Genomic DNA, 12990 nt, shown 5'->3' with positions numbered 1-12990 from the left:
GCCGTGGCTTGCGCGTGCGGCTTCCGAACCGCCAAAGGGCGGAACTTGGTACCGCTCTTGGAAATGTTCGGCTTTCCCGATGGCGATCTTGAGCCGGGGTGTGGGATTAGGGTGCGTTCCGGGTGGGCTGAGGCGTTGCAAATTGCACGGTGGTGACAACCCAGGGGCAAACGGCAAGTGACGCCCCACTTGCCCCGGGGCAAGTTTCCGAAATCGAGGAGCTGCTTGCCCACGGCTACCTGCTCCTAGGTATCGGCGAAGTTACGCGCCACCCCGGCTTCCGCTTCGGTCGTCAGGTCCGGAGAGCATGCCCCGGGACGAGTTGCGGACGAGGGTCGCCCCAGTCAAAAATTCAGACCGGCAAAGACGAAAACGAGTCCAGGTTGGCGATGGCGGTGGCGCTGAAGGGGGTTGTTTGGCCGCCCTGGAGCCTCAGGGAGCCGGCGTATGCGATCATCGCCCCGTTGTCGCGGCAGAGCTTTGGGGAGGGAAACAGGGCCGGAATCCCCCGGGTATGGGCGAGGCGCGCGGTCTCGCGGCGGAGCAGCGTGTTGCAGGCGCAACCCCCCGCGACGGTGACGGCGCCGGCTTCGAACCGGGAGAGCGCCTGCGCGAGCCGCTCGACCAGAGCGTCGACGATCGCCTTCTCGACCGAGGCCGCGATGTCGCGGAGCCTCGCGTCGGGAATCGGGTGGGGCTCACGCTCGAGGAAGAGCTTAGCCGCGGTCTTGAGACCGCTCATGCTCAAGTCGAGCGTGTCCCCCTTGAGCCGGGCTTTGGGGAGCGGAACCTGATCCGCCCGCCCCTCCCGGGCGAGCCGGTCGAGGTGCGGCCCCGCCGGGTAAGGCAGGCCGAGAAGCTTCCCGATCTTATCGAAGGCCTCTCCGACGGCGTCGTCACGCGTCGAACCGACGCGCCGAAAGACCCCCTTCTCCGGCACATGATAGATCTCTGTATGGCCCCCGGAGGCGACCATGCCCACATAGGGGGGATTGAGCTCGGATTCGAGCCCCGCGGAGACGAGGTGCGCCTCCACGTGGTTCACCCCCACCCAGGGGATGCCACGCGCCATGGCGAATCCTTTGGCGAACTCGATGCCCACGAGGAGCGAGCCCTGAAGCCCCGGCCCGATCGTAACGGCGACGGCATCGATTTGGCTGGGCTTGGTTCCCGCGGCCCCGAGGGCCTCGTCGACGACGCGGGGCAGGAGCGTGATGTGGGCCCGCGACGCCAGCTCCGGGACGACCCCGCCGTACTCGAGATGGATGTCCTGTGCCGCGACGATGTTGGAGAGAATGCGGCCGTCTTCGACGACGGCCGCGCCGGTGTCATCGCATGAGGTCTCGATTCCGAGGATGCGCATGAGGGGAGTCTAAGGCAGATTCTGGGGCGGGCGCGACTCGTTGTGGGGCGGGCGGAGCCGCGCCCGCCCTTTAAGCCACCTCGGCCGAATCCGCGAGCACCGTCGCGCGGTTGTCGGAAACCTCGAGGAATCCCCCCGTGACGTGGTAGGTAGTCACCCGGCCCGCCGGATCCTTTACCTCGAGCTTCCCCTCCTTGAGCGCCGTGATCAAAGGCGCATGGTGGGCGAGGATCCCGAGGTAGCCCTCGGAGCCGGGTGCCTGTAAAGACGCGACCTCGGCTTCGAGAAGAAGCTTCTGCGGGGTGACAAGCCTCAGGAGAAACGTGTGCTCGGCCATTCGTCGGGCGTGCGCGGTTACGCGGCGGGCGCCACTCCCATTTGCTCCGCTTTCTGGAACACCTCGTCGATCGTCCCCACCATGTAGAACGCCTGCTCGGGGATGTGGTCGCATTTCCCCTCGACGATCGTCTTGAAGGAGCGGATGGTGTCCTCGAGCTTCACGTAACGGCCCTGCTGGCCCGTGAACGGCTCGGCAACGAAGAAAGGCTGCGAAAGGAATCTCTGGATCTTTCGCGCCCGGGAGACGATGACCTTGTCGTCCTCGGAAAGCTCGTCGATCCCCAGAATCGCGATGATGTCCTGCAAGTCCTTGTAGCGCTGGAGGACTTTCTGCACCGCGCGCGCCAGGTTGTAGTGCTCCTCGCCCACCACGTGGGGATCCAGGATGCGCGACGTGGAATCGAGCGGATCCACCGCCGGGTAGATCCCCAGCTCGCTGATCCTTCGCGACAGCACGGTGGTCGCGTCGAGGTGGGTGAAGGTCGTCGCCGGCGCGGGATCGGTGAGATCATCCGCGGGCACGTAAATCGCCTGGACCGAGGTAATGGAGCCGCGCTTCGTCGAGGTGATGCGCTCTTGGAGCGCGCCCATCTCCGTCGAGAGCGTGGGCTGATATCCCACTGCGGAAGGCATTCGCCCCAGCAGCGCGGACACCTCGGATCCTGCCTGCACGAATCTGAAAATATTGTCCACGAAGAAAAGGACGTCCTGGTTTTCCTGATCGCGGAAGTACTCCGCCATCGTGACGCCGGTCAAGCCGACGCGGAGCCGGGCTCCGGGAGGCTCGTTCATCTGCCCGAATACCATCACGGTCTTGTCGATGACGCCCGATTCCTTCATCTCCAGCCAGAGGTCGTTCCCTTCGCGCGTCCGCTCCCCCACGCCCGAGAAGACCGAGAAGCCGCCGTGCTCCGTGGCGATGTTCCGGATCAGCTCTTGCAAGATGACCGTCTTCCCGAGGCCGGCGCCGCCGAAGAGACCGATCTTTCCACCCTTGGCGTAGGGGGCGAGCAGGTCGACGACTTTGATCCCGGTCTCGAAAATCCGCGCCACGGTCTCCTGCTCTTCGAACGTGGGTGGAGCGCGGTGGATCGGAAGCTTGAGCTCCGGCTGCTTCACGGGGACGCCCTGATCGATGGGCTCCCCGAGGAGGTTGAACACGCGGCCGAGCGTCTGTCGTCCGACGGGCACTTGGATCGGGCCGCCGGTGTCGACCGCCTTCATATCGCGGACGAGTCCGTCGGTGGAGGACATCGCGACGCAACGAACCACCTCATCGCCGATATGGAGCGCCACCTCGACCGTGAGGCGGATGTCCTGCTCGGGGTACTCGATCCGGAGGGCGTTCAAGATCGGCGGCAAATGTTCCGGGTCGAACCGCACGTCCACCGTGGGCCCGATCACCTGGATAATGCTGCCGACGTTGCCTCCCGTGCCGTTCGTCTGGGTCGGGTCCGGGGTAGCGCTGGTCCGGGTCGCGTTCCTTCGAGTCGCGTTCGCCATGGTCCTTCCTTTATTTGAGCGCTTCTACTTGAGCGCTTCGGCCCCGCCGACGATCTCGACGATTTCGCGCGTGATCGTGGCCTGGCGGGTCCGGTTCATGTGCAGCGTGAGCGTCTGGATCATCTCGTTCGCGTTCTTCGTGGCGGAGCCCATCGCGATCATCCGCGCGCCGTGCTCCGCGGCGGCGGATTCCGCGAGCGCCATGTAGAGCCGCATCGCCAGGAAGTAGGGCACGATGCGGGTCAGGATGGCGCCCGGGTCGGGCTCGTAGATGTACTCGCGCGCCCCGGAAGCCTTGCGTTCCCTGCCCGCGCCCTGGACCGACTCGGAGGCGCGCGCGAAGGTCCCGCCCCCGAGCGGGAGGTACGGCTCCATGACGACGTAGCGGCGCAGGGCGCTCTTGAAGCGCGTGTAGATCAGGTCCACCTCGTCGATCTCGCCCGCCGCCACGCGCGAGAGAACCGCGCGGCTCGTCTCCTCCGCGAATCCCCAGTCGGCGACGCCGCCCAGGTCCGTCTTCGAGACGAGGATCGAGGCACCGCGCCGACGGAAGAAATCGGAGCCCTTCTTGCCGAGGAGGACCAGCCGCGTGGGCTGGCGCTTCTCGCGCATGCGCTCCTCGACGGCCCGGACCAGGTTCGTGTTGAAGGCGCCGCAGAGACCACGGTCGGAGCTGACGAGCACGATCGCGCGGTTTTTCACCTCGCGTTTCGCGAACGCCGGGTGGCTCAGGTCGCTTGAGGCCTCGGCCAGGTTCGCGAGAACCGCGCTCAGGTCGCCGGCATAGGGTCTCGCCGACTCGACCGTCGCCTGCGCGCGGCGGAGCTTCGCCGCCGAGACCATCTCCATCGTCTTGGTGATCTGGGCCGTGCTCCGGACGCTCCGGATCCGGCGTCGTATGTCGCGAAGGGTCGCCACGTGATTACCTCGAGGCGCCCCCGCGCTTCTTCGTGAACAGCTCCTTCCAGGCCGCGATCGCCTTCTTGAGCTTCGCCTCGATCGCATCCGTCAGCTCGTATTTCTGTTTCATGTCGTGCATCAGGTCGGCGTAGCTCTTGTCGAGGTACTCATAGAGCCCCGTCTCGAAATCGCGGATGTCGCTCGTCGGGAGGTCGTCGAGAAACCCCTGCGTGCCCGCGTAGACTATCGCGACCTGGCGCTCCACCGGCAGCGGCTCGTACTGCCCCTGCTTCAAGAGCTCCACCATCCGCTCGCCGCGGGTGAGCTGGTCCTGGGTCGCCTTGTCCAGGTCCGATCCGAACTGGGAGAACGCAGCGAGCTCGCGGAACTGCGCTAGGTCGAGGCGCAGCCGTCCCGCGACCTTCTTCATCGCCTTCGTCTGCGCCTTGCCGCCGACGCGCGAGACCGAGATCCCCACGTTGATCGCGGGGCGGATGCCCGCGAAGAAGAGGTCGCTCTCAAGGAAGATCTGGCCGTCCGTGATCGAGATCACGTTCGTCGGGATGTAGGCCGACACGTCCCCCGCCTGCGTCTCGATGATCGGGAGCGCCGTGAGCGAGCCCGCGCCCAGCTTTTCGTTCAGCTTCGCCGCGCGCTCGAGAAGCCGTGAGTGCAGGTAGAAGATGTCCCCCGGATACGCCTCGCGCCCCGGCGGGCGGCGCAGGAGCAGCGAGAGCTGCCGGTAGGCCTGAGCGTGCTTGGAGAGATCGTCGTAGATCACGAGGGCGTGCTTCCCCGCGTCGCGGAACTCCTCGCCGATCGCGCAGCCGGTGTAGGGCGCGATGTACTGGAGCGGCGCGGACTCGCTCGCCCCCGCGGACACCACGGTCGTGTACTTCATCGCTCCGCGGTCCTCCAGCACTTTCACCACCTTCGCGACGGTAAAGTCCTTCTGCCCGATCGCGACGTAGATGCAGTGGAGGTCGCCCGCGGTCTGGTTCAGGATCGTGTCGATCGCGAGCGCGGTCTTGCCGGTCTGGCGGTCGCCGATGATCAACTCTCGCTGCCCGCGCCCGATCGGGATCATCGAATCGATCGCCTTGAGGCCGGTCTGCACCGGCTGGTTCACCGGCTGGCGGTCCACGATGCCCGGCGCGTGACCCTCCAGGGCTCGCGACTTGTCCGTGACGATCGGACCCTTGCCGTCGATCGGCTGACCGATCGCGTTCACGACCCGGCCGATCATCGCCTCCCCGACCGGGACGGAAGCGATCCGTCCGGTGCGGCGCACGGTGTCTCCCTGCTTGACGTTGTCCGTCCCGCCGAAAAGGGCCGCTCCCACGTTGTCCTCTTCCAGATTGAGGGCGATGCCGGTCAGGTCCCCCGGAAAGATGAGGAGCTCCCCCGCCATCGCGTCGTCGAGGCCCCAGATGCGGGCGATGCCGTCGCCCACCTGCAACACCGTCCCGACGCTCTCCATCTTGAGCCGAGACTCGTAGCGCTCGAGCTCCTGCTCGAGGACCGAACTCACTTCTTCTGGCTTGAACGCCATGCGTTGACCTCTGGCCTCAGACCCGCGCCTCACGCAGCTGCCGGCGGATGCGCCAGAGCTGCGTCGCGAGGGTGCCGTCGATGACCTTGTGATCCAGCGAGAGGGTAACACCCCCGAGGAGCGCGGGGTCCACTTCGCGGGTGAGGGTGACCTTCCTTCCGGTACGTCGGTTGAGCGCGCGCGTCAGCGCGTCCGCCTGTCGTTCGCTGATCGGGACCGCGGTGCGGACGATCGCTCGGGTGATGCCCTGCGCTTCCTCCGCGAGCTTGTGAAACTCGGCCGCGATCGCGACCAGATGGTCGAAGCGCCGGCGGCGGAGCAGGATCACGAGCAACCCGTAGACGTTCCGGTTGAGCTTGGGCTTCCATCTCCGCTCGAGGAACGCTTCCTTCTCGGTGCGCGCGATGTTGGGCGCTTCGAAGAATCTCCGGACACGCGGGTCGCTCTCGAAAATGCTCGTGACCCCCCGGAGATCCTGATGCGTCCGTTCCACATCATCGAGACGCTGGGAGAGAGCGAGAAGGGCGCGGGCGTAGCGGCGCGCGAGAACGGCGGAGATCACTTGACCTCTTCCACCTCGGCGAGGAACCCATCGACGAGCTTCCGATGCTTCTCGGCGGTCAGCTCTTCCCGGATCACCTTCCCCGCGATCTCGACCGCCAGATCGACCACCTCGTTCCGGAGCGTGGCCTGCGCCTTGTCCCGCTCGAGCCCGATCTCCTGGCGCGCGCGGGTGATCATCTCCTGGGCCTCCTTGCGCGACGCCTCTCGGATCTCGGCGGCCACGCGCTGGCCTTCCGCCACCGCCTCCTGGATGCGCTGGCGGCTTTCGGCGTCCAGCTTTTTCATGTGAGCCTCGTACCCCTGGCGGATCTTTTGGACCTCCGCCCTTTCCCGCTCGATGCGCTCGAATTCCGCGCGGATCCGCTCGCGGCGCTCGCGCATGGGGGGAAAGATGATCGCATTGAACGCGCCACGGACGAGGAAGAGGAAAATGATGAAGCTGATCGCGTGGGCGAGGAGCTGATTTAGGTGAACGAGCTTTTCCATGAACCCCTTCGCGACTTAACCGATACGACCCTGAAGGAAGAACATCGTGACGAACGCGTAGATCGTGAGCGCTTCGGCGAAGCCGAAGCCGATGATCATGGCGACTTGGAGCTTCGGGAGGATCTCCGGCTGGCGTCCCATCGCCTCCATCGCTCCCTTGCCCAGGAAACCGATGCCGATCCCCGACCCGATGGCGGCAAGGCCGATCCCGACCGGAAGTCCGAGTCCTAGCGCGGCTGGAAAAAGCATGGATTTACCTCCTCCTGTTCCGTTTTCCGTTCAATGCGCTTCCTTGGCCTCCCCGCTCTCGTGCGCCTCGTGAGGCAGCATCATGTAGAGGTACACGGTCGCAAGGAGGGAGAAAATCAGCGCCTGCACGATGCTCGTGAGCGTCTGGAGCATCATGAAGAGCGCGGTGATACCGGCCATGGGAGGGACCGCGATCGCCACGAGGGAGGCCTTGATCAAGAGCGCCGTGGCCCCGACGAACACAACGATGAGCGTGTCCTCCCCGAAGATGTTGCCGAAGAGTCGGCAGGAGAGGCTCACGGGCTTGGCGAGCTCTCCCAGGATGTGGACCGGGAGCATCACCGGGAGCATCGCCCAGCCGATCGCGTCGCGGGGCGACCCTGCGAGGTGGTCCAGGTAGCCGACGATCCCGAGATTCCGGATCCCCCAGAACTGCACGTAGAGAAACGTGATCAGGGCCAGCGCCAGCGTCAGGTCGAGCGAGGAAGTCGCGGACTTCATCCCGGGGATGATCCCCAGCATGTTGATCGTGAGGATGTAGAAGAAGAGCGCCCCGATGAGCGGGAAGTGTTTTTCGATCTGCGGGCCGAGGAGCCCGCCGCACACGTCCTCCATGCTCTCGACCATCCACTCCACGCCGTTCTGAAAGGGGCCCGGCACCATCTTCGGCTTGCGCATCGCCAGCCAGCTCACGAGGAGGAAGAGGAGTCCCGCGATCCACGCGAATACGATGACCTGGTTCTTCTCGAGCCAGGCGATCAGTGGGTTCCCGGGGTTGAAATCGTGGAGGATCACAAGCCAGTTCGGAAGCTCCGCCGCGCCCTCCTCGCCGTGCCGGGCCTCCCCCGCGTGGGCCGCCGGCGCGCCGTGCGCCGCTTCGCCTGCATGCGCCGCTTCGCCTGCATGCGCCGCTTCGCCTGCATGCGCCGGCCCGGGCAGCGCCGAGAAAGCGAGGAGCGCCGAGGCGCCCAGGAGCAGCAGAAACACGGCGGGCTTGGCCGCGTTCCCCAGGGAACGAGCCGTTTCGGTTGCCCGCCGTGCCGTGAGCGAGGAAGGCCCGGCGCCCAGGGCCAACAGGATCGATTTGAGGAAAAGCGCGGCGAAGGGAAGCCCGATTCCCGCGCAGAGCGGCCCGTAGCGGACGCCACCCCACGCAATCAGCGCGGCGAGTCCCCCGTACACGAGCGTCACCTTTGCCGCGATCGCGAGCAGGATACGCGCGTCCCTCCCGCCCTCTGTGAAGAGTTTCACAATCTGGCGGAGGAAAATGAAGTTGAGGAACGAGATGAGCTGGCCCGCGAGGATCGCGAGCGCGGCGCGGGGAAGGCTCGGGGCCAGGGACGCGGCGAGCACGATCGCGACGAGCCACGAGGTTCGAAGCGAACGGCTCAAGATGTCGCGCCCGGGGCGGGCCTCAACCATGTCGGGGTTAGTCCTCCTGCTGTGAAAGCTTCACGATCTTGATCGTCTCACGCACGCCGGCTACGAAGCCCAGGACGAGCAGGATGATGCTCAGCCATGGGCGGGTCCGGAAGTGTCGATCGAGTAACTGCCCGATGACGAATCCGATGATGGGCGCCAGGGCGAGAATGAACGGAATCGACGAAAGCAGCCCCACCTGCCGCCAGCCCGTGACCCTTTTCGGTGTCTTTCCGGCCACTTGAGGGTCTCCGCACGCGAAACTCGCGGCGGCGTACGGACGCCGATACGTCCACCGTCCGTAGGTTGCAGGAGGAATGGTACCGCCGACTACGAGCCGAAAACCATAGCGGATGGTGCCAGGAGGGTCAACGAAAAATGAGGGCGGCGCGATCGCGACCGACCGGCGCTTGAAGCCGCCAGGGATCCACCGCCCGCGCTTTGCCCCCACGAATGAAGTCAAGGCGGGACGCCTCCTTGCCTCCTCGGCTTCATCACACCGCGGCCCCGACTCCGCAGTGCTCTCCCCCAAACAGAGAGCGTCCCGCCGGCGAATCTGCATCGCAACCGGCGTGCCTGCCGCCCGCACATGGAGCTCGGTGGAGCAAGCCGTTGTTCTGCGGGAGCTAGCGCGGGCCGAGCGGCTCCGCGCTCCGGAAGGTCGCATTCGGGCGGTGCCCACTGCGGTTGACGCAACGAGGGCTCGGGAATGTCGAACGCGGGGGTAAGCGGCTCAGGCCCGGCGGCTTCGCCGGGCGTCAACGCGAGGGGCGCCGCGGTCGCCTAGCGTCCGCGGTCGCCGGAGATGGTCGCCCTGGCCGAGTCGTCGAAAGCGCGGGTGTTCCGGATCAGCTGAATGCTCCCGTCGCGGAGCGCCCCCACGAACACCTCGACCACTTCGGCGGCGAACTGGGTGCCGGCCTTCTCCTGCAGCTGAGCGACCGCCTGATCGACGCTGAGGCCGGAGCGATACGGGCGCTCCGTTGTCATCGCGTCGAACGCATCCGCCACGTTCACGATCTTCGCCCCGATCGTGATTTCGTCACCGCTCAGCCCGTCGGGGTAGCCCTTTCCGTCCACCCGCTCGTGATGGTGGCGGACCAGGTCGGTAGCCTTCTCGAGGAACTTCACGCCTTGAAGCATTTGCGCGCCGCGAACGGGATGTGCCTTGACGAGGCGCCACTCTTCGTCCGTGAGCGCTCCGGGTTTATGCAGGATCGAGTCGCTCGTGTGGAGCTTGCCGATGTCGTGAAGGATCGCGCCCAGCTGGATCGTCTGGATCTCGTCCGAGCTGAACCCCATCGCCTTCGCGATCCCGACCGCGTACTGCGCCACGCGCTCCGTGTGCCCGTGCGTGTATGGATCCTTGGCCTCGATCGTGGAGACCAGCACGCGCACGGTGGCGAGATAGGTGTCCTGAAGATCCTTGAACAGCCGCGCGTTCTCGATCGCGATGCCCGCCGACTCGGACAGAGCCTTCACCATCTCGAGGTCGGTGGATTGAAAGTCCTGCCCGCTCACCTTTTCGCCGACGGCGAGGATGGCGGTGAGCTTCTGCTTCATCACGACCGGGCACACGAGCGTGAACCCGGCGGCGTAGAGAGGTCCCACGTCGCGCTCGAGGGAGGGATCCTCCGACAGGTCTTGCAGCCGGATCGGCCGCGCTTCCTCGCCTTCGACCGGCCGGATCGCCTGGACAAAATCATCCTCGTAGCGGAACGTGATGGAACGAACCAGATCCTCCTTAACGCCCTTGAACGTCCAGGCATCCAGCCGCTTCGGGTTCTCGCGCGAGTCGGTGAGGAACAGGCAGGCGGAGTTCACGCGAAGCTGGCCCACGACGCTCAGAATGACGGTCCCCATGAGCGAATCGAGATCGAGGGAGGAATTGAGCTGGTGGGTAAGACCCATCAGGGTCTCGAGGCTGAACACCTGGAACCGGAGCTCCTTGTTGCGAACCACCAGGTCCTCGCGGTTCCGAGCCACCTCGGTCTCGAGCTCCCGGTTCTTGACGCTCAGGACCTCGGTTTTCTCCATCCTCTCGAAAATGCGGCGCACCTTGATCAGAAGCTCTTTCGGCGAAAACGGCTTCGTCAGGTAATCGTCCGCGCCGTGCATGAGGCCCTGGAGGCGCGCGTCGACCTCCGCGGTCGCGGAGACCATGATGACCGGGACCGCGACGGTCTCCTTCGAGCTCTTCAGCGCCGCGCAGACCTCGTACCCGTTCTTCTTGGGGAGCCTCAAGTCGAGAATGATCAGATCCGGTATCTCCCGGCGCACGGCCTCGAGCGCTTCCTCGCCGGTCGAAGCGGTCGTGACCTGGTAGCCGTTCTGCGACAGGGAGATTTGCAGGAGATCCACGACGCGCCGGTCATCGTCGACGACGAGGATCGTTCGCTTCTGCTTGCCTTCGCGCGCCTCCAGGGCCGGCTTCAAGCTCTCGGGGGTCATCGGCGCCTTCCCGCCTCCATCGTGGGTCCGGACCCGGTTCCCGCGGCGGCGTCGGATGCGGAGTCCTTCTCAGGCGGAATCGTCGCGCCCGAGGAGAGCGGGTCCAGGACCGAGTCGCCGGCGGACGTCGGTCCGGCGTCCGTGCCGGTCCCGGTCACTTCGGCCAGCGGTTGGCCCGCCTTGAGGCGGGTACGGCGTTCGATCTTGTCGAGGACGGTCAGGAACACTTCGATGACGCTCGGGTCGAAGGGGCTTCCCCAGTTCTCCGCGATCACCTGCCGGGCCTTCTCATAGGGGAGCGCCCGCCGATAGGGCCGCTCGCTCGTCATCGCGACGTAGGCGTCCACAAGCGACACGATGCGCGCGCCGAGCGGAATGTCCTGGCCGCGAATACCGTTCGGGTATCCTTCCCCTCCCCAGCGCTCGTGATGATTCAAGACGATCGCGATCACTTCCTTGGGGAAGTTCATCTCCTCGAGGATCTGGGCCCCGCGAAGCGGATGCTGCTTGATGAGCGCCCATTCCTCTTCCGACAGGTGCGCGGGGTTTTTCAAGATAAGCCCGCTCACGGTGATCATCCCGATATCGCGGAGCACCGCCCCGTACACGAGCGATTTCAAGTACTCCTTCGGATAATCCAGGAGCCGCGCCACCGCGCTCACGTACCGGACGACGCGCTCGGTGCTGCCCTTCGCGTATCCGTCGCGGCTCTCGATCAGCGCCATCATCCCCCGCACGAGCCCGAGATTTCGCTCCTCCTGGGCCCGCTGGACCCTTGCGTTTGAAATCGCCACGGCTCCCTGGTGGGAAAGAATGGTCAGGAGGTCGCGCTCGTCCTCCTCGAACCTCTTCCTGCTGCCGCGGCCTCCCAGGAAGAGCACGCCCTCGAGATCGCGACGCACCCAGAGCAGGATTCCCCATTCGAATCCCGATTCCCGAAGCGCTTCGATCTCTTCCGCGCCGTTCTGCTTGCCCTCCATGTCGTGGAGGGTCACGAACGAGCGATCGGGAGCGAACTTTCGAAACGCGGTCCACGGGACGGAGAAATCCTGAAAATGGTTCTGCGCGAACCCGCGCACGTGACGAGGAACCAAATCCCCGTTCCTGTCGGGATCGCTCAGGAAAAGCGCGAGGCGCTCCAGTCCGAACTGACCCATGACGCTCAAGCCGAAGAGGTTCAGGACCTCGTCCAGGTCCTGCGCGAGGTTGAGCGCCTGGGTGATCTCGAACAGGTTTCGGAACTCGACGATCTTTCGCTTGAGCTTCGATTGGAGCGAAGCCAGCTCGGGACCCGCGGGAGGGTCCACCGGCGGGGCGAGGTAGGGCCTCACCGGGACCGGCTCGAGCACGGCCTCGGGGACGTCCACGCGGCGGGCATCGGGCGCCGGCGCGGGAGCCGACGGGCGCGCGTTCGCGAGGTAGACGATCGCCTCGGATTGATGAAGCGTCGCCCGGACCTCGGGGGCCAGGCCGTTCAGCTCGATTCGTCGCTCGGTCTTTTCGTAGACGCGCCCCCACCGGCTCAAGACCGAGATGCCGAGGCTCGAGATGCTCTCGACATGTGTGAAGTCGAGCCGGACGCGCGGCGCGCTTCGTCCCTGGCAATTCAGGAGGAGCCGGTCGATGGAGCGCGCCCCTTCGGCATCGACGACTCCCCGGAGCGCGAAGTGGAAATCCTCGCGCGGACCGACGCGCTCGATCTGGAGCGCTCTCACGAGGCCCCGCCTTCCATGCGGGCGCGCTTCAAGAGCGCGCCCGGACTCAGCACGAGCGTGATGCCCGAATCGGGGGTCATGATGCCTCCGAGGACCTCCTCGACGGGAAAGAGCCTCGGAGGAAGGGGCTTCAGCCGGGCGTTCTCGCGCCATACAAGCCGGTCGAAGCTGACGACCGCCGAACCGCTCCCGGACCGAAGCACGGCCAGCGGGTGCCCCTCGCCGCCCGTCGCGGCGCGGGAGCCCGATGACTGGGTCGGCGGGGTCGCCTCGGACCCCCGGACGGGATCCCGGCCGAAGAGCGCCGCGAGCGAGTAGATCCGACCGGGGTTGGCGGCCGATGTCCAGGCCGGATCCGCGTCGCTCGAATAGATTCGCTCGATCGCGCTCCACGGGAGCGCGATTCGCTGCCCCCCCGCCTCCACGATCAGGAAGCTCCGGAGCGACCG

General features: G+C 65.9%; 12 protein-coding genes. All 12 read right to left on the bottom strand.

Annotated features, from left to right (window positions below; genetic code table 11):
• Nucleotides 1-352 precede the first annotated feature (352 nt).
• Nucleotides 353-1363 (bottom strand): tRNA (adenosine(37)-N6)-threonylcarbamoyltransferase complex transferase subunit TsaD, encoded by a 1011-nt coding sequence (tsaD, locus tag E6K76_08835; protein TMQ58167.1) that lies wholly within the window; start codon nucleotides 1361-1363, stop codon nucleotides 353-355.
• A gap of 70 nt (nucleotides 1364-1433) precedes the next feature.
• A complete protein-coding gene (gene atpC, locus E6K76_08830) occupies nucleotides 1434-1700 on the bottom strand; it encodes an ATP synthase F1 subunit epsilon (GenBank protein ID TMQ58166.1) in 267 nt (88 codons plus the stop codon).
• A gap of 17 nt (nucleotides 1701-1717) precedes the next feature.
• Entirely contained in the window at nucleotides 1718-3205 is a 1488-nt protein-coding gene (atpD, locus tag E6K76_08825; GenBank protein TMQ58165.1) for a F0F1 ATP synthase subunit beta, read from the bottom strand.
• Between the two features lie 24 nt (nucleotides 3206-3229).
• Entirely contained in the window at nucleotides 3230-4123 is an 894-nt protein-coding gene (gene atpG / locus E6K76_08820) for an ATP synthase F1 subunit gamma (protein TMQ58164.1), read from the bottom strand.
• A 4-nt stretch (nucleotides 4124-4127) separates the two neighbouring features.
• The gene (locus E6K76_08815; GenBank protein TMQ58163.1) at nucleotides 4128-5657 is read right to left on the bottom strand and encodes a F0F1 ATP synthase subunit alpha; all 1530 of its coding nucleotides are present in this window, start codon (nucleotides 5655-5657) and stop codon (nucleotides 4128-4130) included.
• 16 nt (nucleotides 5658-5673) lie between these two features.
• Nucleotides 5674-6219 (bottom strand): ATP synthase F1 subunit delta, encoded by a 546-nt coding sequence (gene atpH / locus E6K76_08810; GenBank protein ID TMQ58162.1) that lies wholly within the window; start codon nucleotides 6217-6219, stop codon nucleotides 5674-5676.
• The gene (gene atpF, locus E6K76_08805) at nucleotides 6216-6707 is read right to left on the bottom strand and encodes a F0F1 ATP synthase subunit B (GenBank protein ID TMQ58161.1); all 492 of its coding nucleotides are present in this window, start codon (nucleotides 6705-6707) and stop codon (nucleotides 6216-6218) included. The genes atpH and atpF overlap by 4 nt, the downstream gene beginning before the upstream one ends.
• A 15-nt stretch (nucleotides 6708-6722) precedes the next feature.
• On the bottom strand, nucleotides 6723-6956 hold the full coding sequence (gene atpE, locus E6K76_08800) for an ATP synthase F0 subunit C (GenBank protein ID TMQ58160.1): 234 nt from the start codon (nucleotides 6954-6956) through the stop codon (nucleotides 6723-6725).
• 30 nt (nucleotides 6957-6986) lie between these two features.
• Nucleotides 6987-8378, bottom strand: coding sequence for a F0F1 ATP synthase subunit A (atpB, locus tag E6K76_08795; GenBank protein TMQ58159.1), 1392 nt, complete (start codon nucleotides 8376-8378; stop codon nucleotides 6987-6989).
• Between the two features lie 7 nt (nucleotides 8379-8385).
• Nucleotides 8386-9042 (bottom strand): AtpZ/AtpI family protein, encoded by a 657-nt coding sequence (locus tag E6K76_08790; GenBank protein ID TMQ58158.1) that lies wholly within the window; start codon nucleotides 9040-9042, stop codon nucleotides 8386-8388.
• Between the two features lie 116 nt (nucleotides 9043-9158).
• Nucleotides 9159-10826, bottom strand: coding sequence for a response regulator (locus E6K76_08785; GenBank protein ID TMQ58157.1), 1668 nt, complete (start codon nucleotides 10824-10826; stop codon nucleotides 9159-9161).
• Nucleotides 10823-12694: an STAS domain-containing protein gene (locus E6K76_08780; GenBank protein ID TMQ58156.1), complete on the bottom strand. Its 1872-nt coding sequence runs from the start codon at nucleotides 12692-12694 to the stop codon at nucleotides 10823-10825. The genes E6K76_08785 and E6K76_08780 overlap by 4 nt, the downstream gene beginning before the upstream one ends.
• Nucleotides 12695-12990: the final 296 nt, after the last annotated feature.

The sequence above is a fragment of the Candidatus Eisenbacteria bacterium genome (assembly GCA_005893275.1).
Lineage (GTDB): Bacteria > Eisenbacteria > RBG-16-71-46 > SZUA-252 > SZUA-252 > WS-7.
This window is presented reverse-complemented; position numbering and strand designations above follow the sequence as displayed.